This window comes from Mesorhizobium sp. WSM4823 (assembly GCF_055811195.1).
Window position 1 is genome coordinate 139,618 of record NZ_JBVVQL010000006.1, and the last position, 23,943, is coordinate 163,560.

The window sequence follows — 23,943 nt, forward strand, 5'->3', positions numbered from 1 at the left end:
CCGACCTGCCGCCCTTAGCTGACCGCTAATCCCTTCCGCGAGTGATCATGCCGAAGACTGCCACAGCCGTCCGATCCGCGCCTGAAGGGTTGCACCTGACCGCCGATGTGCTGGTGCTGGGCGGCGGTCCGTCGGCTGCCTGGGCGGCGGTCGCCGCGGCTGAGAACGGTGCGACCGTGGTGCTGGCCGACAAGGGTTATCTCGGCACCAGCGGCGCCACCGCGCCGTCCAACACCGGCACCTGGTGCGTGCCGCCCGGCGACAACCGGCTCGCGGTGGTTGAGCGGCGCTGGCAGCGCACCGGCGAACTCGCCGACCAACGCTGGATGCTGCGCTGCGTCGACACGGCGTACCGCAACCTCCTGAAACTCTCCGAATGGGGCTATCCGTTTCCGAGCGAAGATGACGGGCGGCTCTACATCGCCAATTTACGCGGACCGGACTATATGCGCTTCATGCGCCGCCGGGTGCTGATGGCGGGCGTCACCGTGCTCGACCATCATCCGGCGCTCGAACTTCTGTCGGACGGCGATGCGGTCGTGGGTGCCGCCGGCGTCGGTCGCCAGGTCGAGCGCGACTGGCGCGTCGACGCCAAGGCGGTGGTGCTGGCAACCGGTGGCTGTGCTTTCCGCGAACGCATCCTCGGCTCGACCGGTCTCACTGGCGATGGTCACCTGATGGCGGCGGAAGCTGGCGCCAGCCTTTCGGGCATGGAATTCACCGGCAAGTACACGCTGGCGCCGCATGGCTCGTCGCTGAACAAGGGCCTGCCGTTCCGCTGGGCCTCGTTCCACCGCGAGGACGGTTCGCCCATCCTCGGTCCGACTGGTGAACCGCTGCGCAATGGCATCGGCGACCGCGAGGAAGAAGTGGCGCGTGCGCTGATCGAGGGGCCGGTCTATGCGCGGCTCGACCAGGCCGATCCGGCGCTGCAAGGCTGGCTGCGCCAGGGCCAGCCGAACTGCTTCGTACCCTATGACCGCGCCGGCATTGACCCCTTCGCCGAGCTGTTCCGCGTCACGCTGCGGGCCGAAGGCACGGTGCGCGGCACTGGCGGCATCGACATCGTCTCTGACGACTGCGCTACCGGCGTGCCTGGCCTTTACGCCGCCGGCGATGCCGCCAGCCGCGAGATCATGACCGGCGCGGTTTCGGGCGGCGGCGCTGTCAATTCGTCCTGGGCGCTGGCCAGCGGCTGGTGGGCCGGCAAGGGCGCCTCGACCCATGCCAGGCGCCGCGTTGGCAAGGCGTTCCGCAGCGAGGTCCAGCCGCTCGGCCAGGCCGGCCTGCGCCCGGCGGCTTCGCCGCGTGCCGATATCGCGGCAAGCGAGATCATCGAGGCCGTGCGCGAAGAGGTGACACCGCTGGACAAGAATTTCTTCCGCACCGGTGCCGGCCTGGAAAGGAGCGGTGAGCGGCTGGAGAGTGTCTGGCGCGATGTCCGCGACCATCTGCAGGGCGAGGGGCTGGATCGGATCCGTACGCGCGAGGCGGCGTCGATTGCTGCTGCCGGGCGCTGGTCGGTGGCGGCTGCGCTTCATCGCAGCGAGAGCCGCGGCATGCATCGTCGCACCGATCTTCCGGGCAAGAACTCCGCCTTCGCACACCGGCTGCTCATCACCGGCGTCGATGATTTCCGCATCGCCGGGGCGCCCGAGCGGCTGGCGGAGCTGGCGTCATGATCGAGATCGTCTCGGCCACGCGCTGCGTCGAATGCGACATCTGCGTCAAGGTCTGCCCGGCCAATGTCTTCGACGCGACGGACGGCGTGCCGGTGATCGCACGCCAAGAAGATTGCCAGACCTGCTTCCTCTGCGAGATCTATTGTCCGACCGACGCGCTCTACGTGGCCGAGGTCGCCGAAGGTCCAACCGGCATCAGCGAGGCGGAGGTCGAGGCACGTCATTTGTTTGGCGGCTATGCAAGCGCGCTCGGCTGGAAACGCGGCAAGGCGGGCGGCTCGCAATTCGACCCGACGCACCGCATCCGCGTGGCGCAATAGAGCGACCGGAGGCAGGCATGGACCGTATCGTCGTCAGCGACATCAAAAAAACCTTCCAGCTCAAGCCGGGACAATTCGTCACCGTCGACGGCGAGGCGACCGACCGCGTCACCGTGCTCGACGGCGTCGATCTCGCCATCCGCAAGGGCGAGTTCATCACGGTGGTCGGGCCGAGCGGGTCGGGCAAGTCGGTGCTGCTCGATATCATCGGCGGGCTGACGCAGGCGACCAGCGGCGGCGTCCAGCTCGACGGCAGGCGGATCACCAGGCCGGACCCCAAAACCGGCTATGTCTTCCAGCAATATGCGCTGTTTCCCTGGCGCACGGCGCTGGCCAACATCGAATATGCATTGGAGGTGCGCGGCGTTCCGAAATCGGAGCGCACTGCCACGGCCCGCCATCTTCTGTCGCTGTTCGGCCTTGCCGGTTTCGAGGACCGCTTCCCCAACCAGCTTTCCGGCGGCATGCAGCAGCGCGTGGCGATCGCACGCGCGCTCGCCAGCAACCCGGAAGTGCTGTTGATGGACGAGCCGTTCGCCGCGCTCGACCAGCAGACCCGCGAGATCCTGCAAGGCGAGCTGCTCAGGATCTGGGGCAAGATCAAGACGACGGTGATCTTCGTTACCCATTCGATCGACGAGGCGATCTTCCTCGCCGATCGGGTGGTGGTGATGACCGCGCGTCCGGGCACGGTGAAGGAGATCATCGACATCGACCTGCCGCGGCCGCGCGCCGGCGACATTCGGGCAAGTGCTGCCTTCAACAATCACCGCGCCCGCGTCTGGGACGTGCTGCGCGACGAAGTCAACAAGGCACAGAAGGATTGGACGCTGTCGCCGGCGTTCAGCCACTGAGGAGTTTTGGCATGGCCTTTCTGACCGAAAAGTTTGGCCCCGCCGGCGGCTTTCAATCGTTTGCTGGAGCCGGTGAAGCGGTGGCCGCCGCCAGGGTTCCGGCAATCAGGGCCCGCAGCGCTACCCCGGCCGTCAGACGCAGGCGAGGAGCCGGCTTCGGCACCTTCATTTACGGCCTGCCCTTGCTCGGCCTGTTCTTCCTCACCTGGGAGATTGCGCCGCGGCTCGGCTGGCTGAACCGCATCTTCTTTCCGCCGCTGAGCGAGGTGCTCGTCGCCTGGTGGGATCTGCTCGCCTCGGGCGTGCTGGTCGAGCATATCGGCATCAGCCTGCAGCGCGCGGCGATTGGTTTCGCGCTCGGCGTGGTGGTGGCCATTCCGCTCGGGCTGTTGATGGGGCGTTATTCGCTGTTCGAAAAGGTCTCCGACCTTTTGGTGCAGACGCTGCGCAACACCTCGCAGTTCGCGCTGCTGCCGGTGTTCATCCTGCTGCTCGGCATCGGCGAGGAATCGAAGGTGGCGATCACGTTCTACTCCTCGGTGTTCTTCCTGCTCGTCAACACGATCAGTGGTGTCAAGTCGGTCGATCCGCTGCTGATCAAGGCGGCACGCTCGATGGGCACGTCCGACTTCGACCTGTTCCGGAAGATCATCCTGCCGGCCAGCATTCCCTCGATCGTCGCTGGTGCGCGGCTCGGCGTGAAATCTTCGCTGTTTGCGGTGATCGGCGCCGAGATGCTGGCCGCCAAATCCGGTCTCGGTTTCCTCATCCAGAACTCGCAACTGATGATGGAAACGGCCGACATGTATGCCGGCATCCTGACGCTCACCGTCATCGGCCTTGTCGTCAACTACCTGCTCGTCTGGTTCGAACGCTGGGCAACCGCCTGGAAGGGCCAGTCTGAGACCTCACTTATTTAAGCCAGCCATCCATCCCAATCAGGCCATTCGTCCAATCAGGAAGGAATTTCAGATGTCCAGGATACCGTTCGATGCAGTTCGCAGATTGCTCTTGCAAGGCGCCATCGCCGTGATCGTCGGGCTCGGTGGCGTCCCCGCTTTTGCGCAGGACAAGCCCGAGGTCATCCGCATCGGCAGCACCGCACCGGGCCACCTCAAATTCATCCTCGCCCAACAGGATGGCTGGTGGCAGAAGGAATTCGCCAAGGACGGCATCAAAGTCGAATTGGTGACTTTCAATGGCGGTTCCGAGGCGACAACAGCGCTGGCGACCGGAGCAATCGAGGTCACCTATACCGGTAACAATCCAGCGCTGCGCGTCGCCGCCTCCGGCGCCGACGTCAAGCTGATCGGCGTGTCGAGCTATGTGAAGGCAGGCGGCTCCTCCATCATCGTCAAGGCCGACTCGCCACTAAAGACGCTGCAAGATCTGAGGGGCAAGAAGGTCGCCTATCTCACCGGCACGGTGCGGCATTCGAACTTCAGCAAGGCGCTGAACAGCGTCGACCTGACGACCGCCGATGTCGAAGGGCTGAACCTGCCCTTCGAGGCGTCAGGTCCGGCACTGTTGCGCGGCGACATCGACGCCATCGTCGAGACCGACTCGACGGCGGCCAAGCTCGTCGATACCGGCGAGGCCCGCGTGCTCTACGACACTAGCACCCATCCGGAATGGAACGTGCCGAACGTCATCTCGGTGAATGGCGCTTTCGCGGCGAAATATCCTGACCTGGTCAGGCGGCTGCTGAAGGTCGATATCGAGATTTCGCGCTGGGCCGACGCCCATCCCGACGAGACGATCAAGACCTTTGTCGAGGCGACCAAGTCGTCGGAGAAATCCGTCCGCAAGACCTACAGCCAGGGCCTGTTCTACCAGGATCCCAAACTTACCGATGACGCGATCGCCGCACTCAAAGGCGAGGAAAAGTTCATGGCCGGCGCCGGTTTGCTGAAGGGCTCGATCGACTATGACAAATGGGTCGACAAGAGCTTTGTCGACGGCGCCTATACCGAAGTCGCCGCCGTCCAGTAGGAGAGCCGCAGCGTTCCGGGCTTGCGCCGACAGGCGCTGCCTCTCTCATCCCAGAGTTTCCATTCAGATCTCCGGGATGCTTTCCCTGAAGATCACCTGCAGCCTCGGCTGGTGCAGCTCGTAGGGCAAGCCCCTGACTGCATGGGTCAGGGTGTTGAGCGCTTCGCGGGCCTCGACGCGCGGGTTCTGGTCGATGACCGCGTCGAGCGTACCATCGAGCAGAAGCTCCTTGGTGCCTTCCGTCACCTCATGACCGAGAAAGACGATCGAGTGCTGGCGGCCGCGCTCCTTCAGCGCCCTAGCGATGCCGGTGTTGCCGGCGCCGACATTGTAGATCGCGGCAAGGTCGGGATGCCGCTCCAGCAGCGCGGAGGCCTCGGAATAGGCCTTCTCACGGTCGTCGAGCATTTCGCGCATTTCGACGATCTGCAGATTGGGCGATTCCTCCGTCAGGATGTGGCGGAAGCCCATCTCGCGTTCCTCATGGCCGCGATAGGACAGCGAGCCGGCGAACAGCGCGACCTTGCCCGGACGGTCGGTGCCCATGAAGCGATTAAGCAGATAGCCGGCCAACCGGCCGGCGGCGCGGTTGTCGATGCCGATATAAGCAACCCTCGGCACATGCAGGATGTCGGACGCGATGGTGACGACCTTGACGCCGCTGGCCGACAGTGAGCGGATCGCCTCGCGGACCGTCGGATGGTCGAGCGCGATGACGCCGACGCCTTGCGTCTGGCCGTGCAGATCATGCAGCAGCCGGGAGAGCCGGTCCGGATTGAAGCCTTCGATCGTGGCGACGCGCACATCGAGGTCGGGTCGCGCCTGCGCCTGCGCCTCGATATGCCGGTGCAGCATCTTGATGAAGGAATTGGTACCGGCGGGCAGGGCAAAGTCGAGCCGTATGACAGCGCCGGGCAAGGTGGGGCGCTGGGTCGGGCTGTTCGAATTCTCGGCGATATAGCCAAGCCGCTGCGCCATCTCCATCACGATTTCCCGCGTGCGCGCCCGAACGCCGGGGCGGTTGTTCAGCACACGGTCGACGGTGGCGGCGGAAACGCCAGCTTCGCGGGCTATGTCTGTCAGGGTGGACCGCACAGTCGATCACCTCATTGCTAGTGCGCTACGGGCGCATCAAAATCGCGCATGCCACGGATCGGAAGACGGCTTCATCACCATCCGCGATTCTGATGGGAAATGATGTATCCGGCCTTAGCCGATGCGCAAGCCGGCGCGCTACACCAAACCGTCGCGCCGGGCCGAAAAGGGCCGGCGCGGCGCATGGTCCCCTCAAATTCAAGCAATAGGTACGGCTGGATGACCCTGGTGGACTGCATTTTCTCCCTCATTTGCGACGTTGTGATGTGTTTTGAGTATTTATGATGTTGACAGCCTTCGCATACTGCCGTCAATATCCATCATAAGGGTCGTGGAGGAACAGGGCCCTGAGGGAGGACTTCCAATGTCAAATTTGATCCGCGTGTCGCGGCGCCGTTTGCTGGCGTCCGGTGGAAAGGCGGCCGTGCTCGTGGCCGCGGCAGGTATTGCGCCGCAATTCATCCGTCCAGGCCGCGCCTGTGCGGCCGATGCGCTCTCACCGGGCATGATCGGCGGGCCGACGGGCTTCGACGGCTCGGAGCGCTATCAATATGGTCCCGACACGCCGGAAGGCCGCGCCATCGAGGCGGCCAAGGCGATGAAGGGCGCCGGCAAGGCGCCGGCCAAGATCGTGCTCGGCCTGTCGGACGGTTCGATCGGCCAGCTGACGCAGCCGTTCCCGGCCGGCGCACCGTCGATCAAGGATCTGTGGGAAAAGGAAACCGGCATTCCGCTCGAGATCGTCGGCGTGCCGAACGGCCAGGAATTCACCAAGACGATGCAGGATATCTCCACCAAGGGTGGGGCCTATGACATCTATGCGGTCGAGTGGAACCGCCTCGGCGATCTCGCCGAAACCGGCGGCATCCTGAAGCTCGACGACTTCGTCGCCCAGCACAAGCCGGAATGGGACGATCCCGAGCGCGGCTATGTCAATGGCGCCAAGGGCGTGTCGCTGCTCAATCAGTATCGCGGCTCGACCTATGGCGTGTCGCTGGACGGCGATTTCCAGACCTGGGTCTACCGCACCGATCTGTTCGGCGACGCGGCAGAGAAAAAGGCCTTCTCGGACAAGCATGGCTACGAACTGGCGCCGCCGAAGACCTGGAAGCAGCATGACGAGATCGCCGCCTTCTTCCAGCGCCCGGACAAGGGCCTGTTCGGATCGACCGATCTGCGCAACCAGGGCTGGGGCTACACCAACTGGTATCAGCGTTATGTCTCAATGGCGTCGCCCAACCAGTTCTTGTTCGACGACACCGGCAAGCCACTGATCAATTCCGAGCAAGGCATCGCTGCGACCAACGAGTACATCGCATCGCTGGTCCATCATTCGCCGGATGCGATCTCATGGGGCTGGCCGGAGCAGTACGGCAATTTCGCCAAGGGCGGAGCCGCCATGACCTGCGCCTTCTCCAACCTGCCGAAATTCCTCGACAATGCCGCCAACAAGGATTCAGCTGTCACCGGCAAGATCGGCTCGATGCTGCCGCCGGGCCGCGAGATCGACGGCAAGCTCATCAGTCGCTCGGTGCTGTGGCTCAATCTTTCGGCGTCGGTGTCCTCGCAGGCCAAGCATCCGGAGGCCTGCTACCTGTTCCTGCAATGGCTGGGATCGAGCCGCATCTATGCCTGGATGACAGCCAATCCGGGCGGCTATTTCGACCCGTTCCGGCTATCGGATTTCTCCGACCCGCTGGTCCGCCAGACCTACCACGCCTACCACATGGATGTGGTGCGCGAGACGGTCGCCCGCACCGTGCCGAGCATCAACTATCCCGGCGCGACCGCGTTCCACAATGCGCTGGACGAGAACCTCGTCGCAGCGCTGACCAAGGCCAAGACCGCCGAGCAGGCGATGGCTGACACCGAAGCCGAGTGGAAGAAGATCGCGCGCCGCACCGGCGAGGAAAAGCTTCTCGAAGCCATCAAGACCAACAAGGAGGCATGGCCCACCGTTCTCGATCCGATCAGCTGATCCTCCTCCCAGGATCGCGCCAAGGGAGGGGAGGAGTTTGCTCTTCCCCTCCGCAAACGATGACTCCAGCAAAGCTGCAAGATGAAGCGTTCAATTCCCTTCGAGATATTCCGCTATGCCGCGATCCTTGCGGCAATAGCGGTGACGCTGGTGCCGATCCTGTGGATGGTGTCGATGGCCTTCAAGCCGATCGCCGAATGGTCGGCGACCGGTGCCGACCTGACCTGGTGGCCGAAGAACCCGACGCTCAGCAATTTCCGCTTCGTCTTCGGTGAATCGACCAACAATCTGATCGTCGCGCTCGACCGCACCGCGCTGAAACCGATCCTGTCGTCGCTGCTGTCGGCCACATTCGGCACGGCAATCGCCATGTCGGCCGGCACGGCAGCCGCCTACGGGCTGTCGCGCTTCGGCTCGGGCCAGAACCTGCCGCTGGCGCTAATCCAGCTTCGCCTGTTTCCGCCGATGGCGGTCATGACCCCTGTCATGATCATGTGGGCCTTCCTCAACTTCACCGACAGCTGGTGGGGACTGTCGCTGATCTATGGGATCGTCACACTGCCTTTCGCCTTCTGGCTGATGAAGACCTTCTTCGACGACATGCCGCGCGAGATCGAGGAAGCGGCGCTGGTCGAGGGCTGCTCGCGGCTGCGCGTCTTCACCCGCATCACGCTGCCGATGATGCGTGCGCCGCTGGCCAGCGCCGCGCTCTTCGTCTTCATCCTCAACTGGTCGGACTATCTGATCGCGCTGCTTTTGACGACGCGCGAATGGGTGACGATCCCGGTCTATATGGCGTCCTTGTCCTCCTCGATGACCGGACAGCTCTACGGCGCCAAGGCGGCGCTCGGCCTGATCGCGGCGGTGCCGCCTGTGATCATGGGCATCGCCATCCAGCGCCATCTGGTGCGCGGGCTGACCTTCGGGGCGCTCAAGCAATGAGCACGGTGACTGCGACGATTTCGGAGGACGTGATGACGGCCGTCCAGGCAAAGCCGACCTTGCGGGACGAAGGGGCAAAGCTTGGCTTCCGGCTGACGCTGCCGGCGCAGATTCTGGTGCTGTTCATCGCCGTCTTCCCGCTGCTCATGCAGCTCTACATCAGCCTGACCGACTGGTCGCCGCTTTCGGGCACCGGTTGGTGGAATGCCTGGTCGATGTGGAACAATTTCGCCAATTACACCGACCTTGCCGTCGACGCGCGCTTCTGGAGTGCGCTAAAGCGCACGGCCATCGTCATGATTGTCTGCGTGCCCGTCGAGTTTCTGCTCGGACTGGTGCTGGCAACGCTGTTTGCCGACGAGTTTCCGGGCAAGCGGATCTTCTACTCGATCCTGCTGATGCCGATGATGGTGGTGCCGGCGGTGGCCGGCTACATGTTCTTCATGCTGTTCCAGTCGGGTGGACCGGTCAACGACATCCTGTCGTCGATATCGGGCTTCCCCGTCACCATCGCCTGGCTTTCGGACCCGACGCTAGCGCTCATCGCCGTCATGGTCGCCGATATCTGGCAGTGGACGCCGCTGATGTTCCTCATCCTGCTTGCCGGTCTGGTCGGCGTGCCCGAGGACCAGATCAAGGCGGCGACGCTGCTTGGCGCCAATTCCTGGCAGCGCTTTGTCACCATCGTGCTGCCGAAGATGAAGACGATCATCATCATCGCGCTGGCGATAAGGGTGATCGAGAACTTCAAGATATTCGACACGCTCTACATTATGACCGGCGGCGGCCCCGGCGTTGCCACCGAGACCATCTCCGTCTACATCTACAAGCTCACCACCCAAGACCTGATCTGGGGCTATGTCGCGGCGATCGCGCTGGCCATCCTGATCGTGCTGTCCATCGCCGCGGTCTTTGCCATGAAGCGCATGGCCCGAGCGCGCGAGGTGCCGGCATGAGCGCGATCCATCTGCAGAACCTGGTCAAGAAGTTCGGCGACTTTACCGCGCTGAAGACAATGGACCTCGCCATCGCCGATGGCGAGTTCATGGCGCTGCTCGGACCGTCGGGCTGCGGCAAGTCGACAACGATGAACATGATCGCCGGCATGGAAGAGCCGACCAGCGGCAACATCCTGTTTGGCGAGCGCGACATGGCCGGTGTGCCGATGGGGCGGCGTGGCGTCGGCTTCGTCTTTCAGAACTACGCGATCTTCACCCATATGACGGTACGCCAGAACCTCGCCTACGGGCCGAAGATGCGGGGCGCCGCGAAAGCTGAGATCGACCGCCGCGTCGGCGCCATTGCCGAAATGCTGCAGCTGACGCCATTGCTCGACCGCAAGGCCGACAGGCTGTCGGTCAACATATTGCAGCGGGTGGCGATCGGCCGCTCGGCGATCATGGAGCCGGCGATATTCCTGCTCGACGAGCCGCTGTCCAACGTCGACGCAGCCTTCCGGGCGGTGATGCGGACCGAACTGAAGCAACTGCAGCGGCAGTTCCGCCAAACCATGGTCTATGTCACCCACGACCAGCTCGAGGCTATGACCATGGCCGACCGTATCGCGGTGATGGACCATGGCGTGCTGCAGCAGGTTGGCACACCGCTCGAGGTCTACAACAATCCGGCCAATGTCTTCGTCGCCCGCTTCATCGGCGCGCCGGGCATGAACCTGCTCAAGGGCCGGCCCGCGGAAAGCGACAGAGGCTTGGTCGTCGATCTCGGGCCGCTCGGCGCGACGCCGCCGCTGCCGGACGAAGTCGCTGCCGCGGTGCGGCGCGCGCAAGGCGATGTGCTTTACGGCTTCCGACCGGAACAGGCGACGCTGGTTGAAGGCGGCCAAGGTCTCTCCTTGCCGGTGACTTTCGTCGAGCGTATCGGCGCGCGCACCATCGTGCATCTCGGCCAGGGCGAGAGCGCGATGAAGGCGGTGTTCGACAATGATGTCGGGCTGGCGATCGGACAAACGGCAGTCGTAGCGCCGGCGGCGCAGTCGGTGCGCGTCTTCGACGCCGCGACCGGCCTGGCGATGAAAGCGGGCTGAGACCATGGCAGATATCGTCTTCCGCAATGTGACGAAACGCTACGGTAACACGCTCGCCGTCGACGACGCCTCGTTCACGGTCAACGACAATGAGTTCTTCTGCTTCTTCGGCCCGCCGCTGTCGGGCAAGTCGACGGTGCTGCGCCTGGTGCTCGGACTGGAAACGCCTGACTCGGGCGAGATCCTGATCGGTGGCAGGCCGGTCAACACCGTGTCGCCGGCCGAGCGCAATGTCGCGATGGTGTTCCAGAACCTGGCGCTGTTTCCGCATATGAGCGCGCGCGACAATGTCCGCTTTCCCCTCGTCGAACGCCGGATCGCCGAGGCCGATATCGAAAAGCGTGTCGCCGACGTCGCGGCCAAGCTGCATATCGGCCATATCCTGCACAAGCCGCCGGCGCAGCTTTCGGGCGGCGAGCGGCAGCGCGTGGCGATTGCGCGTGCGTTGGTGCGCGATCCCGCCGCTTATCTGATGGACGATCCGATCTCGGCGCTCGACGCCAGGCTGCGCGAAGAGACGCGTGTCGAGCTGAAGCGCATCCAGCGCGAGCTCGGTAAGACGCTGATCTATGTCACGCACGACCAGGAAGAGGCGATGTCGGTCGCCGACCGCATCGCCATCCTGGAGAACGGCAAGATCAGGCAGATCGGCGCGCCGGCCGAGATTTATGATCGCCCGGCGAACACCTACGTTGCGCGGCTGCTCGGCTCGCCGATGATGAATATCTTGACGTCGGTGCGCGGCGAGGGCGGTGTCGAGGCGGCCGAAGGCACCATCCGTATCGCGGACAGCGCTGCTCCGGCCGATGCCGTCGAGATCGGGCTCAGGCCGGAAGATCTCAAGGTCCGGCCCTGGCTGGACGGGGAAATATCGGATGGGCGCGCGGGGCGCCCGGCGCGAGTATTCGAGGTCGAGCCGCTCGGCGGTTATACCGTCGTGACGCTCGCTGCCGGGCAGGCACGCCTGAGGGCGCTGCTGCGCGGCCAGCCTGATATCAAGCCGGACGCCATGGTGGCGATATCCTGTGAGCCGGCCAGAGTGCATTATTTCGGCCAAAGCGGCGGAGCGCTGGCACGATGACAGCGGTTTTAAGAAACGAGCTTCGGGAGGATCAGATGGCAAGCGAAGAAATAGCGGGCAACGACTTCGAGCCGGATGTGAAGGTCCGCACGAAAGAGTACAGAATCGGCTGCGTCGGTGCCGGCATGATCATGGCCGAATGCCATCTTGCCGCCTATCACGAAGCGGGCTTTCCGGTGGTGGCGATCGCCTCGCGGACCAAGGCCAGCGCCGAGAAGGTCGCCAGGCGCTGGGAGATCCCGACCGTCCATGACACGCCGGAACAGCTCATCGAGGATAAAAATGTCGAGATCATCGACCTTGCCTTTCCACCGGACCAGCAGCCGGCGCTGATCCGCCATGCGCTGAAGCAGAAGCATATCAAGGCGATCCTGGCGCAGAAGCCGCTGGCGTTGTCGCTCAAGGATGCGATCGAGCTGCGCGACGAGGCGGCCAAGGCCGGCAAGATCCTCTCGGTCAACCAGAACATGCGCTACGACCAGTCGATGCGCGTGCTGAAGCAGATCATGGACAGCGGCGCGCTCGGCGACATCGTCTTCGCGCAGATCGACATGCATGCGATCCCGCACTGGCAGAGCTTCCTCGAGGACTACGACCGGCTGACGCTCGCCAATATGAGCGTCCACCACCTCGACGTGCTGCGCTTCCTATTCGGTGATCCCCAGGAGATCACCACGCTGACCCGCAAGGACCCGCGCACCCGCTTCGACCATTCCGACGGCATCACCGTGTCGACGCTGCGGTTCCCGTCCGGCGTGCTCGCCGTGTCGCTGGAGGATGTCTGGTCCGGTCCGCGCCAGGACGGTTACAAGGACGACCAGCACATCAACTGGCGCGTCGATGGCACCAAGGGCGTCGCCAAGGGCACGATCGGCTGGCCGACTGGTTCCGCCTCGACGCTGACCTATGCTTCGACTGAAACCACTGGCGGCGAATGGGTGACACCCAGCTGGGACACGATGTGGTTTCCGCACGCCTTCATCGGCGTGATGGAGCAGCTCCAGCACGCGGTGAAGACGGGTGAGCCGCCTGCGCTCTCCGTCGCCGACAACGTCAAGACCATGGCGCTGATCGAAGCCGGCTACCGCTCGATCGACGAGGGCCGCACGGTCAAGCTTTCCGAAATCTCGACAAACTCAATCAACTAAATCACTTACAGGGAGGATTTCACATCATGATGCAGGCAGGTATTTTCACGGGCTATTTCCCGTACAGCCTCAAGGAAACCGCGCAGAAGATCCGCGCGCTTGATTTCAACACGGTGCAGCTCGACCTGCATTTCAGGGATGTTGACCTGTCGGCCGGGCAGATCACCAAGGACAAGGCAAGACAAGTCCGCGACGTCTTTCGCGACCACAATCTGCCGGTGTGCTGCGTATCGGGCTACACCAACATCATCCATCCGGACAAGGGCGAGCGCGAGAAGCGCGTCGGCTATCTCAAGGAGATCATCCGCAACGCCCGTCACTTCGGCTCGCCCTACGTGATCTCGGAAACCGGCACCTACAACACCGAGTCCGACTGGGTGCATCACCCCAAGAACAAGACCGAGGAAGGCTTCGAGGAATGCCGCAAGGTCATCGCCGACCTTGCCCAGACCGCCTATGACCACGGCGCAGTCTTTCTGCTCGAAACCTATGTCAACAACGTCGTCGGCTCTGTCGAGGAGACGGTGAAGATGTTCGCGCAGGTCGACCATCCCGGTCTCGGCCTTTTGATGGATCCGACCAATTATTTCGAGACGCACAACATCGACAGGATGGACCAGATCCTGAATCAGGTGTTCGACACGCTGACCGACAAGATCAAGATCGCGCACGCCAAGGACGTCAAGCGTTCGGGCGGCGACAAGTCGGAGAAGCACGCCGATATCGGCGACGAGGACGCGCTGGAGAGCCACACGTTCCGTGGTGTCGGCGAGATCGAGCTGCCGGCGCCCGGCCTAGGTTCGCTGAACTACGACCTCTATCTCAAGCGGCTTGCCGAAAAGCACCCGAACATCCCGGTCATCATCGAGCATCTTTCGGAAGACGACGTGCCGCGGGCCAAGAAATTCCTCGACGCCAAGTTCCGCGCCAACGGCCTCTGACTGCGGTCCTGCGTCGCCGCCATGCGGCGGCGCATTCGGCCGGGAGGAACCAACAATGGAGGAAGCGAAATGTTGAAATTCGGATTGAAACTGGCGGTGGCCGCGACTTTGTTTGCAGGGATAGGGTTGGGCTCGCCGGCATTCGCACAGGACGGCCAGAAGACGTTCTATCTCCTGTCGCATGGCGGTCCATCGGATGCATTCTGGCTCGACTGGAATGCCGGCGCCACCAAGGCCTGTGACCAGCTCAAGGTGACCTGCAAGATTTCCTTCAGCGGCGGCGACATGGCGGCGCAGAAGGAAGCGTTCAACTCGGCACTTGCCGCCAAGCCCGACGGTATCGGCACCACATCGGCGCAGCCCGGGCTGTGGACGGAAGAGGTCAAGGCGGCGAAGGCCGCCGGCATCCCGATCGTGTTCTTCAACACCGATGATCCGGCAACCGGGCGGCAAGCCTATGTCGGCGCCGACCTCAAGGAAGCCGGCGCTATTTGGGCCAAGTACCTGGTCGACAACAAGATGGTGAAGCAGGGCGACAAGGTGTTCCTGCCGGTGGAAGTGCCTGGAGCCAGCTATCAACAGCTCGAGACCGAAGGCATCGCCAGCGTCTTCGATCCGCTCGGCATCAAATATGACGTGGTCGATTGCGGCACGGACCCGGCCGGTATCATCGCCAAGATGACCGACTATATGGTCGCCAACAATCCGCCGGCGATCATCGCGCTCGGCGATTCCGTGGCGGCCAGCATCAAGCGGGTGTTCGACGGCGCCGGCGTGCCGGCCGGCAAGATCCCGGTCGTCGGCTGGGGCAATTCCAAGGAAACCGCCGAAGCCGTCAAGGCCGGCTTCGTCAACGCGGCCGCCTGGCAGTTCCCGTCGGCGCAGGGCTTCATGCCGGTCGCGCTGCTGGGCCTTGCCGCCTCGGGTGAACCGATCGGCTACGACATCCACACCTTCAGCCTCTACGACGCGACAAGCGTCGAGCCGATCCTGAAACTCTATAACAAGTGATGGAAATTGACGTCCGCCGCGCAGGCGGCGGGCGTCGCTCCAAGGTATGATTCAAACCGTTATGACAATTGCCGCAGAAGAGGAAATGCCGGGCGTCAAGCGCAGGTCGAGCCTGATCCGCTCGCCGCAATTCTCCTCGCTCGTCATCCTCGTCGTGCTGCTGGCGGTGTTCGCAGTCGCCGACGCCAATTTCCTGTCGCCGCTCAACATCTCCAACATGATGGCGTTCCTGCCGGAACTCGGCATCATCGCGCTCGGCATGACGCTGCTTCTGACGGCGGGCGAGTTCGACCTTTCGGTCGGGGCCGTGTTTGGACTGGCGCCAGTCGTGGTCATGCTGCTGGTGCAGAGCGGGCAGGTCGACATCGGCATGGCGCTGCTGGCCGGGCTATTGCTGTGCGTGGCGATCGGGGCGATCAACGGGCTGATCGTCACCAAGATCGGCATTTCTTCCTTCCTGGTCACGCTGTCGATGCTGCTCGTGGTGCGAGGGGCGGCCCTCTACATCACGCAAGGGTTTCCGCTGAAGTCATGGGACCAGCCCGGCTTTTTCGTGACGCTGCTGGCCGGCAGCTTCAACATCGGGTCGTTCCGGTTTTACACCTCGCTGTGGTGGTTCGTCGGCCTGTCGCTGCTGGCGATCTACGTGCTTCACTACGCCAAGCTCGGCAACTGGATCAGCGCCATCGGCTCCAACCGAAACGCGGCGGTGGCGCGCGGCGTGCCGGCCGATGCGGTCAAGATCTGGCTGTTCATCCTGACCTCGGTGCTGGCGGGGCTGGCCGGCATGATCAGCGCCTTCCGCATCTCAGCCGCGTCGCCGGTAGCCGGCACCGGCTACGAGCTCGAAGTGATCGCCATGGTGGTGGTCGGCGGCACGGCGCTGACCGGCGGGCGCGGCACGATCCTGGGCACGATCGTCGGCGCGTTGATGCTGCGCGCCATTCGCAACGGCATCGTGCTGATCGGCGTGCCGGGGCTCGCCTACAACATCTTCGTCGGCGTCATCATCCTCGCCATGCTCATCCTGCACGCTCTGCTGCAGAAGAACGCCGCAAGGAGCTGATCATGGAGGTGCTTCGGCTGCAGAATCTGCAAAAATCCTTCGGCAGCGTCCGCGCCCTGAAGAGCGCCTCCTTCACACTGAACGAGGGCGAGGTCGTGGCCTTGCTCGGCGACAATGGCGCCGGCAAATCTACCCTCATCAAGGCCATCTCCGGCGTGTTTCCCGTCGACCGCGGTGAGATCTATGTGCGCGGCCAGAAAGTCTTGATCCGCTCGACGCGCGACGCGATGGATCTCGGCATCGAGACCATCCATCAGGACACGTCGCTGGCGCCGGACCTGAGCATTGCGCGTAATCTCTTTCTCGGTCGCGAGCCGGTCAATCTGAAATGGCTGGGCGTGTTCGCGCCACTCGATCTCGCCAAATTGCGCGACGCCGCATCGGCGCTTTTAAAGCGCGTCGGCATTTCGAAAAAGCTCGACGCCGATGCACTGGTCAGCACGCTGTCGGGTGGCGAGCGCCAGTCGATCGCCATTTCGCGGGCCATGCAGTTTGCCGCCAAGGTCATCATCCTCGACGAGCCGACCAACAATCTCGGCGTCGAGGAAACACACGGCGTGCTGCGCTTCGTCAAGGAGGTGCGCGCGGCCGGTCATTCCGTGCTTTTGATCACCCACAACATCCACCATGTTTTCCAGGTTGCCGACCGCATCATCGTCATGCGCCGCGGCGAGATCGTCGCCGAGCAGACGGTCGCCGATACCGACCTGTTGACCGTGGAGAGCATCATCACCGGCGCCGACATGTCGGCCCTGCTCAAGGAGACGAGAGCAAAGTGAAGGAACTGGCCGTCACATGGTAGAGCTTTACGGCAAGACGTTGTCGCGCCGCCAGGTCTCGGAGCGGTCCGGCATGCTGTCGCAATTCGCCGGCGTGCGGCTGATGACGCTTGGCGACGGCGTCGAGCGCGGCATCCGCATGCTCGAATTCCGCACCGGCTCCGGGCTGCGTTTCACCGCGCTCGTCGACCGGGCGCTCGATATCGCCGATTGCGACTTCAAGGGGCAGGCGATCGGCTGGCATTCGCCGACCGGCTTTCGCCATCCCGGCCTGCACGAATATGAAGGTGAGGAGGGGCTGGCCTGGGCGCGGTCATTTTCCGGACTGCTACTGACCTGTGGCCTCGACCATATCCTGTTCATGAACGAGGTACCGGCCGACAGCTACAACTACCCGCCGAAGACGACGGTGCGCCATTCGCTGCATGGCCGCGTCAGCACCATCCCGGCGCGGCTGACCGGCTATGGCGAGGCCTGGGACGGCGACCGCTGCGTGCTGTGGGCCGAGGCCATCGTCCAGCAGTCGACAGTGTTCGGCGAGGACCTGCATCTGCTGCGGCGGATCGAGGCCGATGTCGGCGGCAACGAGATCCGGTTGTCAGACCGCGTCGTCAATCACGGCTTCAGCCGCACGCCGCATATGTATTTCTACCACATCAATGTCAGCCACCCGGTACTCGACGAGGGTTCCCGCTATCTGGCGCCGATCCGTGATGTCGTCTGGGCCGGCCATGCCGGCGAGCGCTACGAGGCGCAGAAGGTCGGCTATCGCACGGTGCCGGCGCCGCAACTGGGTTTCCAGGAGCAGGTCTGGCAGCATGAGCTCGGCGCCGATGCCAAGGGCGAAGTGCCGGTGGCGGTGGTCAACGACCGTCTTGGCCTCGGCCTTGAAGTCGTTACCCGCAAGGACCAGTTGCCCTGCGCCTATGAATGGCAGAATTTCCAGGCCGGGCAGTATGCGCTGGGCATCGAGCCGTCGACGCATCATGTGCTTGGCAATCTGGCCGCCCGCGAACGCGGCGAGATGATCTGGCTGGAGCACGGCGAGAGCCGCTCCTACGATGCGGTCTTCCGCGTCCTCGACGGCGCCGATGAGATTGCCGCGGCGGAGCGCCGGATCGCCGGCATCGCTAGGCAGCCGCAGCAGGACTATCCGCAGCCGTCAGGCAATTTTCCGGTTCTTGGAGGCAGGTCGTGATGAGGTCGATGCGAGGCACCAGTTGGGAGCTTGGATCCGGCCGAATCGGGGAGGGCTCGCGGCCATCAGGATTTGGAGGTCACAATGGCTGACAAGATGAAGCGCGATTACAGCCTGGTCGGCGAAAGCACGCGCAGGGCAATCGAAACCGGATTGGCCTCGGCCGAATGGTACCACACCGACGTCCCCCGCAAGGCGATGAAGGAATTGATGCAGCGCTCCGACGGCCCCGCGATCCGCGACACGATCATCTGGATGGTCGCCATCCTGGGTTCCGCCGCCGGCGGTGTTTATTTCTGGGGCACCTGGTGGTGCGTGCCGTTCTTCTTCGTCTATGGCGTGCTCTACGGCTCCTCCAGCGACTCGCGCTGGCACGAATGCGGCCATGGCACCGCCTTCCGGACGCGCTGGATGAACGATGTGGTCTACCAGATCGCCAGCTTCATGCTGATGCGCAATCCGGTGACCTGGCGTTGGAGCCATGCCCGCCATCACACCGACACCATCATCGTCGGACGCGATGCCGAGATCGCCGTGATGCGCCCGCCGGACCTTTTGCGTGCGGCGCTCGCTTTCACCGGTATCCTTGATTTTCGCTATTCGCTTCCGGCGCTGGTACGCCAAGCGTTCGGCAAGCTCACGCCCGACGAGAAAAGCTACGTTCCCGATATGGAACAGCACAAGGCAGTTATCGCCGCGCGCTGGCATGTCGCCATCTATGTCGCCACGATTGCGCTCGCCCTCACCATGCAGTCCTGGATACCGCTGGTGCTCATCGGGGTGCCGCGCCTCTACGGCACCTGGCACATGGTGCTGACTGGCCTGCTGCAGCACATCGGCCTGGCCGACAATGTGATCGACCACCGGCTCAACACCCGCACCGTATACATGAATCCGATCAGCCGCTTCATCTACTGGAACATGAACTACCACGTGGAACATCACATGTTCCCGATGGTGCCCTATCACGCGTTGCCCAGGCTGCATGAATTGATCAAGCACGATTTGCCGGAGCCGAACCCGTCTATCTGGCATGCCTATCGCGAAGTCTGGCCGGTCCTGCTCAGGCAGCTTAAATATGAGGACTATTTCCTCAAACGCGAACTGCCGCCGACGGCGCGGCCCTATCGTGGCGAGTTCCACGAAGTGAATATGTCGGCGGCGGCGGAATAGCCACTGCGCACCGCTGCATTGCAGAAATTTCAGGAGAAACAGAAATGGCCGATTGGGTCGAAGCGTGCGCCGTTGACGATGTCGAAGAAGAGGATGTCATCCGCTTCGACCATAGTGGCCGCACCTTCGCGATCTACCGTTCCCCTGATGACGAGTTTTTCGCTACCGACGGGTTTTGCACGCATGAGAAGGCCCATCTGGCCGACGGGCTGGTCATGGACGACATCATCGAATGCCCCAAGCACAATGGCCGCTTCAACTACAAGACCGGCCAGGCCAAAGGGGCTCCCGTCTGCGTCAATCTCGTGACCTACCCGGTCAAGGTCGAGGCCGGTAAGGTGATGATCCAGATCTAGGGCATGATCCCGAAAAGTGGGAACCGGTTTTCGGGAAAGATCATGCAAATTGAAGGCTGACCGGCCTTCCATTCACGCAACAAAAGGGACCAAATCGATGAGCCGCAAAAGACCGACGATCGCCGATCTGCGCGCCATGAAGGGCAAGCGGCAACTGACCATGCTGCGCGTGCTGACCATGGACGAGGCCGAGGCCGCCGAAAGAGCCGCGATCGACATCGTTTCGGTGCCGCCGGAGCTGGTGCTCAACCCGCAATATCGCGATGCCGCACCCAGCCTGTTCACCATGCCGGGAGACAATTTCTACGAGATCGGCACATCAGACGATTTCGTGCGTTGGGCGTTCCGGCTCTACAAGGCGAGCGCCGACGCGGTCTATTGCAGCGCCGGCTACGCCACCGTCAAACGGCTGGCCGACGACAATATACCGGTGATCGGCCATGTCGGCCTGATCCCGTCGCGCGCCACCTGGACCGGTGGCTTCAAGGCCGTCGGCAAGACCGCCGACAGCGCCATGCAGATTTTCGAGGCGGTCAAGCAGTACGAGGCCGCAGGTGCTGTCGGCGCCGAGATCGAAGTGGTGCCGGTCGAGGTGGCCAAGGCGATCTCGGAACGCACTTCGCTGATCATGCTGTCGATGGGGGCGGGCACCGGCTGCGACGCGCAATATCTGTTCGCTGACGACATTCTTGGCCAGAACCGCGGCCACATGCCCCGCCATTCCAAGGTCTACCGCAACTTTGCCGCTGAATATGACCGCCTGCAGGCGGAACGCGTGGCTGCTTTTTCCGAATATGTCGCCGACGTGAACAGTCTGGCCTATCCCGAAGACAAGCATGTGGTGCATATGGACCCCGACCAACTCGGTCTGTTCATGAAAAGGGTCGACGGCGCGTGAAATCTGACAGCAATGCCGCAACCGACGATGTGAAGCCGGTTCATATCCTCAATCTATCGTGTGAAGACCGGCCGGGGGTCGTTGCCGCGGTCACCACCGAGCTTGCCGCGAACGGCGCCAACATCGCCGAAAGCAGCCAGTTCTGGGACCGGCAGAGCAATCGCTTTTTCATGCGGATCGCCTTCACCAGCCCGGCAGGCTCGACCAAGGACGATCTGGAGCGAGCCCTGAAATCGTCCATCGACCGGTTCGGGATGAAGACTGCGCTGGTCGATCAGGCTCGTCGCCCCAAGATCATCGTTATGGTCTCGAAATTCGATCATGCGCTTCTCCATCTGCTTTACCAGATCAGAGTCGGCTGGCTGAATGCCGAGGTCGCCGCCGTCGTCTCCAATCATGAAGATGCCCGGCGCTTCGCCGAGATGGAGGATATCCCTTACCACCATTGGCCGACGACCAGGGAAAACAAGGCCGAACAGGAGCAGAAGCTGCTGGACCTCGTGCAGGAGACGGGGTCCGAGCTCGTCGTCCTGGCGCGCTACATGCAGGTCTTTTCGAAGGGACTATCCGACCGGCTTTACGGGCGGGCGATCAACATCCACCATTCCTTCCTGCCGAGCTTCAAGGGCGCAAAGCCCTATCACCAGGCCTTCGACCGCGGCGTCAAGCTGATCGGCGCGACAGCGCATTACGTGACGTCCGATCTCGACGAAGGCCCGATCATCGAACAGGAGACCGAGCGCGTCACCCATGCGATGAGCGCGGAGGATTTCGTGGCGGTTGGCCGCGACATCGAAAGCCGCGTGCTGGCGCGCGCCGTCAAGCTGCATCTTGAGGCTCGCGTCATGCTCAACGGCCACAAGACAATCGTCTTTTGACGAGCGGTCGTTCGACGCTACGCCTGCCACGATCCACTGGCGAGCGCTGCGTAAATCGCCTCGGCATCGATGCCTTGGGGCCTGTCCTCCTTGAGCGGCAGGACAAGCGCGCGCACCGCCGCATGAATCGCGGCAGTCGCCGGCGCTAGCGTCAGCCCGTTGCGCAGGTCTACGGCCTGTGCGGCCGCCATCAGTTCGAAGGCGATCAGCCGCTGCCACAGCACGATCATGCCGGCGCATTTCGAAACGGCCAGCGGCGCTTGCGTCGCATGGTCCTCGACGCCCTCCGACACGGCTAAGAAGTCGAGCATCACCGGGTTGGCCTTGTGGCGGATGGCGGCGAGGATCGCGCTCACTGTCTTTTGCAGCGGCACGAAGCCGGCCGAAGCACCGCCGACCGGCGACAGATATTTGGGCAGGCCGTTGCGGCCTGAGCCGGTGAGTTGGACGAAGCGGGCAGCACAGGCAGCCGCACAGTGAGCGATGGCAAGACCAAGCGTCTCGAAGGCAAGCGACAGCGACGGGGTATGGAAATTGCCGGTCGACAGCACCATGTCGTCGTCGCCCAGCACCAGCGGATTGTCGGCGGCGGCGTTAAGCTCGATCTCGACGGCTTGCCTGGCCTGAACGATTGCCTGCAGCAGCGCGCCATGGATCGACGGCATGCAGCGGATCGACAGCGGGTCCTGCAAGGTCGTCGGCATCGGCGCCTTGTCGCGTGCCAGCAGATCGCGCAAGCCTTTTGCCGCCTGCTGCTGGCCAGCCGCCGGTCGCGCCGCCTGCAAGCGCGGATCGAGGATCGTCTGGTTGGCGCCGATGCCTTCCATCGTCAGCGCGCCCGCCTGCTGTTGTTGCGCGAAGGCGGACAGTGCGTCAGCCACCGCCAGCGCACCGCTGCCGGCGGACACCGCCGAGGCGCTTATCAGTGACAGCCCGTCCTTGGGGGCGAGGCTGACGGGGGCGAGGCGCGCCATGGCCAGCGCCTTGGCCGCCGGCATGCGCCGGCCCTGAAAGTCGGCTTCGCCGTCACCGATCAGCATGCGGCCGAGCGCTGCCATCAGCACCAGGTCGCTGTCGCCGATCGAGCCTAGCGACGGCATTGCGGGATGCACGCCGGCATTGAGCGCGTCGATGAGTGCGACGAAAACCGGCGATGAAATGCCCGAACCGCCGGCCGAAAACATCGCCGCGCGGGCAAGCATCGTCGCCCGCACAATGTCTTGCGGCAGCACGTCACCCACCGCACCACTACGCCCTTCCAGCAATTGGCGCTGGAAGGCGCTGGCGTCGCCACTGACCGACGTGCCGAGATTTGCGCCGAGACCGGTGTTGAGCCCATAGACCGGTTGGCCCGAGGCGGCGGCGCGATCGAGCACTTTGCGCGCTCTGTCCAGCCTCTCGTGGACGGCAGGCGCCACCTCGACCTTGCGCCCGTCGCGGGCAACCGCCGCGACATCTTGGACGCTGATGCCGGCTCCGGTGAGGATGAGCGCACTCATGCGAAGCGCAGCCGCTGACCGATGCCTTGCGCCTGCGCCTTGGCCAGCATTGCCGTGCCCAGCGCGATATCGGAGAGCGACAGGCCGCGATGCCAGAACAGGATCGTTTCGTCATCGCTCTGGCGCCCCGGCCTGCGGCCGGCGGCGATCTGGCCAAGTTCGGCGTGCAGCGTCTGTTCGCTCAGACGTCCGGTCTCGACATGGGCGCGCAGCGAGCCGAATTTGCCGCCCTTGCACTGGCCCCAGTCGTCGACGACGATCTTGGCCATGATGTCGGTCAACGACAGCTCCACCGCACTCATCGTGCCGTAAGGCACCACCAGCGCGCCGGGCTTTATCCATTCAGTCTTCAGCAGCGGCTGCGGTTCCGGCAGCCGCGAGGCTTCGACGACGATGTCGGCGCCCTCGACGCAAGCGCGCCAGTCAGCGACCGCCGTGACCTTCTTGCCGAGATCGGCGGCAAGCTTCGCGGCAAAGCCGTCGCGGCTTTCCGGCCGGCGCGAATGGACGCGGATCTCGTCGAAGTCGAAGAGATGGTCGAGCAGACGCACATTCCAATAGGCGGTACCGCGCGCGCCGACATGGCCAAGGACTTTCGACGTCTTTTTCGCCAGATGTTTGGCGCCAATGGCGGTGACGGCGCCGGTGCGCATGTCGGTGATGACGGTGGCGTCGAGGATGGCGCGCGGCGTGCCGGTGCGCGGATCGAACAGGTTGAGGATGCCGAATTCCGATGGCAGGCCGTGTAGGTAATTGTCGACATAGTCGCCGACGATCTTGACGCCGGCCGCATCGAGCGGCGCGACGTAGCCGCGCAGGACGTTGAAATGGCCGTTGAAGGACGGGTCCGGCTCGAGATGAACGCGCGGCTCGATCACCGTCTGACCATTGCCTTGCGCCACCAGGCCGGCCTCGACCGCTTCGATGATTTCCGCATCGGTCATATCAAGCGCTTCGATATCGAGGGCGTTGAGATAATCGATGTAGATGGGTTTCATGCGCAGATCG

The 23,943-nt window shown here is 63.5% G+C and carries 23 protein-coding genes; 20 read left to right on the plus strand and 3 right to left on the minus strand.

All coding sequences use genetic code 11. From position 1 onward, the window contains the following. The first annotated feature begins 47 nt into the window (after nucleotides 1–47). Genes AC0L26_RS17655 through AC0L26_RS17675 form a run of 5 tightly spaced genes read left to right on the plus strand, consistent with a single transcriptional unit; the run spans nucleotide 48 to nucleotide 4,848 of the window. The gene (locus AC0L26_RS17655; protein ID WP_473633696.1) at nucleotides 48–1,682 is read left to right on the plus strand and encodes an FAD-binding protein; all 1,635 of its coding nucleotides are present in this window, start codon (nucleotides 48–50) and stop codon (nucleotides 1,680–1,682) included. Then, complete coding sequence (locus tag AC0L26_RS17660; protein WP_473633697.1) at nucleotides 1,679–2,002, plus strand: 4Fe-4S binding protein; 324 nt, start codon at nucleotides 1,679–1,681, stop codon at nucleotides 2,000–2,002. Before AC0L26_RS17655 ends, AC0L26_RS17660 begins: the two co-directional genes overlap by 4 nt. 17 nt (nucleotides 2,003–2,019) lie before the next feature. After that, a complete protein-coding gene (locus AC0L26_RS17665) occupies nucleotides 2,020–2,856 on the plus strand; it encodes an ABC transporter ATP-binding protein (protein ID WP_473633698.1) in 837 nt (278 codons plus the stop codon). A gap of 11 nt (nucleotides 2,857–2,867) precedes the next feature. Further along, complete coding sequence (locus tag AC0L26_RS17670) at nucleotides 2,868–3,776, plus strand: ABC transporter permease (RefSeq protein WP_473633699.1); 909 nt, start codon at nucleotides 2,868–2,870, stop codon at nucleotides 3,774–3,776. A 52-nt stretch (nucleotides 3,777–3,828) separates the two neighbouring features. Then, the gene (locus AC0L26_RS17675; RefSeq protein ID WP_473633700.1) at nucleotides 3,829–4,848 is read left to right on the plus strand and encodes an aliphatic sulfonate ABC transporter substrate-binding protein; all 1,020 of its coding nucleotides are present in this window, start codon (nucleotides 3,829–3,831) and stop codon (nucleotides 4,846–4,848) included. Nucleotides 4,849–4,911: 63 nt separating this feature from the next. On the opposite strand, the gene AC0L26_RS17680 is transcribed toward AC0L26_RS17675, so the two are convergent. Continuing rightward, complete coding sequence (locus AC0L26_RS17680) at nucleotides 4,912–5,943, minus strand: LacI family DNA-binding transcriptional regulator (protein ID WP_473633701.1); 1,032 nt, start codon at nucleotides 5,941–5,943, stop codon at nucleotides 4,912–4,914. 364 nt (nucleotides 5,944–6,307) lie between these two features. Here AC0L26_RS17680 and AC0L26_RS17685 point away from each other — a divergent pair, with 364 nt between their 5' ends. The 15 genes from AC0L26_RS17685 to purU all read left to right on the plus strand — a co-directional run bounded on the left by AC0L26_RS17685 (nucleotide 6,308) and on the right by purU (nucleotide 21,436). Beyond that, nucleotides 6,308–7,921 (plus strand): extracellular solute-binding protein, encoded by a 1,614-nt coding sequence (locus AC0L26_RS17685; protein ID WP_473633702.1) that lies wholly within the window; start codon nucleotides 6,308–6,310, stop codon nucleotides 7,919–7,921. An 81-nt stretch (nucleotides 7,922–8,002) separates the two neighbouring features. Next, complete coding sequence (locus AC0L26_RS17690; protein WP_473633704.1) at nucleotides 8,003–8,863, plus strand: carbohydrate ABC transporter permease; 861 nt, start codon at nucleotides 8,003–8,005, stop codon at nucleotides 8,861–8,863. After that, complete coding sequence (locus tag AC0L26_RS17695; protein WP_473633705.1) at nucleotides 8,860–9,819, plus strand: carbohydrate ABC transporter permease; 960 nt, start codon at nucleotides 8,860–8,862, stop codon at nucleotides 9,817–9,819. The genes AC0L26_RS17690 and AC0L26_RS17695 overlap by 4 nt, the downstream gene beginning before the upstream one ends. Next, nucleotides 9,816–10,907 carry an ABC transporter ATP-binding protein gene (locus AC0L26_RS17700; protein ID WP_473633706.1) on the plus strand — a complete coding sequence of 364 codons (1,092 nt, stop codon included), beginning with the start codon at nucleotides 9,816–9,818 and terminating at the stop codon, nucleotides 10,905–10,907. Before AC0L26_RS17695 ends, AC0L26_RS17700 begins: the two co-directional genes overlap by 4 nt. A gap of 4 nt (nucleotides 10,908–10,911) precedes the next feature. Then, complete coding sequence (locus tag AC0L26_RS17705) at nucleotides 10,912–11,988, plus strand: ABC transporter ATP-binding protein (protein ID WP_473633707.1); 1,077 nt, start codon at nucleotides 10,912–10,914, stop codon at nucleotides 11,986–11,988. Nucleotides 11,989–12,023: 35 nt separating this feature from the next. Beyond that, the gene (locus AC0L26_RS17710; RefSeq protein WP_473633708.1) at nucleotides 12,024–13,136 is read left to right on the plus strand and encodes a Gfo/Idh/MocA family protein; all 1,113 of its coding nucleotides are present in this window, start codon (nucleotides 12,024–12,026) and stop codon (nucleotides 13,134–13,136) included. 26 nt (nucleotides 13,137–13,162) lie between these two features. Next, entirely contained in the window at nucleotides 13,163–14,077 is a 915-nt protein-coding gene (locus tag AC0L26_RS17715; protein ID WP_473633709.1) for a sugar phosphate isomerase/epimerase family protein, read from the plus strand. Nucleotides 14,078–14,146: 69 nt separating this feature from the next. Then, on the plus strand, nucleotides 14,147–15,088 hold the full coding sequence (locus tag AC0L26_RS17720; RefSeq protein ID WP_473633710.1) for a sugar ABC transporter substrate-binding protein: 942 nt from the start codon (nucleotides 14,147–14,149) through the stop codon (nucleotides 15,086–15,088). 61 nt (nucleotides 15,089–15,149) lie between these two features. Then, complete coding sequence (locus tag AC0L26_RS17725) at nucleotides 15,150–16,154, plus strand: ABC transporter permease (RefSeq protein ID WP_473633711.1); 1,005 nt, start codon at nucleotides 15,150–15,152, stop codon at nucleotides 16,152–16,154. Continuing rightward, complete coding sequence (locus AC0L26_RS17730) at nucleotides 16,151–16,933, plus strand: ATP-binding cassette domain-containing protein (RefSeq protein WP_473633856.1); 783 nt, start codon at nucleotides 16,151–16,153, stop codon at nucleotides 16,931–16,933. Before AC0L26_RS17725 ends, AC0L26_RS17730 begins: the two co-directional genes overlap by 4 nt. A 16-nt stretch (nucleotides 16,934–16,949) precedes the next feature. Then, a complete protein-coding gene (locus tag AC0L26_RS17735) occupies nucleotides 16,950–18,131 on the plus strand; it encodes an aldose 1-epimerase family protein (RefSeq protein ID WP_473633712.1) in 1,182 nt (393 codons plus the stop codon). Nucleotides 18,132–18,215: 84 nt separating this feature from the next. Next, nucleotides 18,216–19,304 (plus strand): fatty acid desaturase family protein, encoded by a 1,089-nt coding sequence (locus tag AC0L26_RS17740; RefSeq protein WP_473633713.1) that lies wholly within the window; start codon nucleotides 18,216–18,218, stop codon nucleotides 19,302–19,304. Between the two features lie 44 nt (nucleotides 19,305–19,348). Further along, a complete protein-coding gene (locus AC0L26_RS17745; protein ID WP_354488028.1) occupies nucleotides 19,349–19,660 on the plus strand; it encodes a MocE family 2Fe-2S type ferredoxin in 312 nt (103 codons plus the stop codon). A 97-nt stretch (nucleotides 19,661–19,757) separates the two neighbouring features. After that, on the plus strand, nucleotides 19,758–20,558 hold the full coding sequence (locus AC0L26_RS17750; RefSeq protein WP_473633714.1) for a 3-methyl-2-oxobutanoate hydroxymethyltransferase: 801 nt from the start codon (nucleotides 19,758–19,760) through the stop codon (nucleotides 20,556–20,558). Further along, nucleotides 20,555–21,436: a formyltetrahydrofolate deformylase gene (purU, locus tag AC0L26_RS17755; RefSeq protein WP_473633715.1), complete on the plus strand. Its 882-nt coding sequence runs from the start codon at nucleotides 20,555–20,557 to the stop codon at nucleotides 21,434–21,436. Before AC0L26_RS17750 ends, purU begins: the two co-directional genes overlap by 4 nt. Before the next feature lie 17 nt (nucleotides 21,437–21,453). On the opposite strand, the gene AC0L26_RS17760 is transcribed toward purU, so the two are convergent. Continuing rightward, complete coding sequence (locus AC0L26_RS17760; protein ID WP_473633716.1) at nucleotides 21,454–22,935, minus strand: HAL/PAL/TAL family ammonia-lyase; 1,482 nt, start codon at nucleotides 22,933–22,935, stop codon at nucleotides 21,454–21,456. Further along, nucleotides 22,932–23,933 (minus strand): ornithine cyclodeaminase family protein, encoded by a 1,002-nt coding sequence (locus AC0L26_RS17765; protein ID WP_473633717.1) that lies wholly within the window; start codon nucleotides 23,931–23,933, stop codon nucleotides 22,932–22,934. The genes AC0L26_RS17760 and AC0L26_RS17765 overlap by 4 nt, the downstream gene beginning before the upstream one ends. Between the last annotated feature and the right edge of the window lie 10 nt (nucleotides 23,934–23,943).

Excerpts from the sequence above, each read along its gene's own strand:
- AC0L26_RS17655 (WP_473633696.1), top strand. The coding sequence starts at position 48 with ATGCCGAAGACTGCCACAGCCGTCCGATCCGCGCCTGAAGGGTTGCAC.
- AC0L26_RS17660 (WP_473633697.1), top strand. The coding sequence starts at position 1,679 with ATGATCGAGATCGTCTCGGCCACGCGCTGCGTCGAATGCGACATCTGC.
- AC0L26_RS17665 (WP_473633698.1), top strand. The coding sequence starts at position 2,020 with ATGGACCGTATCGTCGTCAGCGACATCAAAAAAACCTTCCAGCTCAAG.
- AC0L26_RS17670 (WP_473633699.1), top strand. The coding sequence starts at position 2,868 with ATGGCCTTTCTGACCGAAAAGTTTGGCCCCGCCGGCGGCTTTCAATCG.
- AC0L26_RS17675 (WP_473633700.1), top strand. The coding sequence starts at position 3,829 with ATGTCCAGGATACCGTTCGATGCAGTTCGCAGATTGCTCTTGCAAGGC.
- AC0L26_RS17685 (WP_473633702.1), top strand. The coding sequence starts at position 6,308 with ATGTCAAATTTGATCCGCGTGTCGCGGCGCCGTTTGCTGGCGTCCGGT.
- AC0L26_RS17690 (WP_473633704.1), top strand. The coding sequence starts at position 8,003 with ATGAAGCGTTCAATTCCCTTCGAGATATTCCGCTATGCCGCGATCCTT.
- AC0L26_RS17695 (WP_473633705.1), top strand. The coding sequence starts at position 8,860 with ATGAGCACGGTGACTGCGACGATTTCGGAGGACGTGATGACGGCCGTC.
- AC0L26_RS17700 (WP_473633706.1), top strand. The coding sequence starts at position 9,816 with ATGAGCGCGATCCATCTGCAGAACCTGGTCAAGAAGTTCGGCGACTTT.
- AC0L26_RS17705 (WP_473633707.1), top strand. The coding sequence starts at position 10,912 with ATGGCAGATATCGTCTTCCGCAATGTGACGAAACGCTACGGTAACACG.
- AC0L26_RS17710 (WP_473633708.1), top strand. The coding sequence starts at position 12,024 with ATGGCAAGCGAAGAAATAGCGGGCAACGACTTCGAGCCGGATGTGAAG.
- AC0L26_RS17715 (WP_473633709.1), top strand. The coding sequence starts at position 13,163 with ATGATGCAGGCAGGTATTTTCACGGGCTATTTCCCGTACAGCCTCAAG.
- AC0L26_RS17720 (WP_473633710.1), top strand. The coding sequence starts at position 14,147 with ATGTTGAAATTCGGATTGAAACTGGCGGTGGCCGCGACTTTGTTTGCA.
- AC0L26_RS17725 (WP_473633711.1), top strand. The coding sequence starts at position 15,150 with ATGACAATTGCCGCAGAAGAGGAAATGCCGGGCGTCAAGCGCAGGTCG.
- AC0L26_RS17735 (WP_473633712.1), top strand. The coding sequence starts at position 16,950 with ATGGTAGAGCTTTACGGCAAGACGTTGTCGCGCCGCCAGGTCTCGGAG.
- AC0L26_RS17740 (WP_473633713.1), top strand. The coding sequence starts at position 18,216 with ATGGCTGACAAGATGAAGCGCGATTACAGCCTGGTCGGCGAAAGCACG.
- AC0L26_RS17745 (WP_354488028.1), top strand. The coding sequence starts at position 19,349 with ATGGCCGATTGGGTCGAAGCGTGCGCCGTTGACGATGTCGAAGAAGAG.
- AC0L26_RS17750 (WP_473633714.1), top strand. The coding sequence starts at position 19,758 with ATGAGCCGCAAAAGACCGACGATCGCCGATCTGCGCGCCATGAAGGGC.
- AC0L26_RS17760 (WP_473633716.1), bottom strand. The coding sequence starts at position 22,935 with ATGAGTGCGCTCATCCTCACCGGAGCCGGCATCAGCGTCCAAGATGTC.
- AC0L26_RS17765 (WP_473633717.1), bottom strand. The coding sequence starts at position 23,933 with ATGAAACCCATCTACATCGATTATCTCAACGCCCTCGATATCGAAGCG.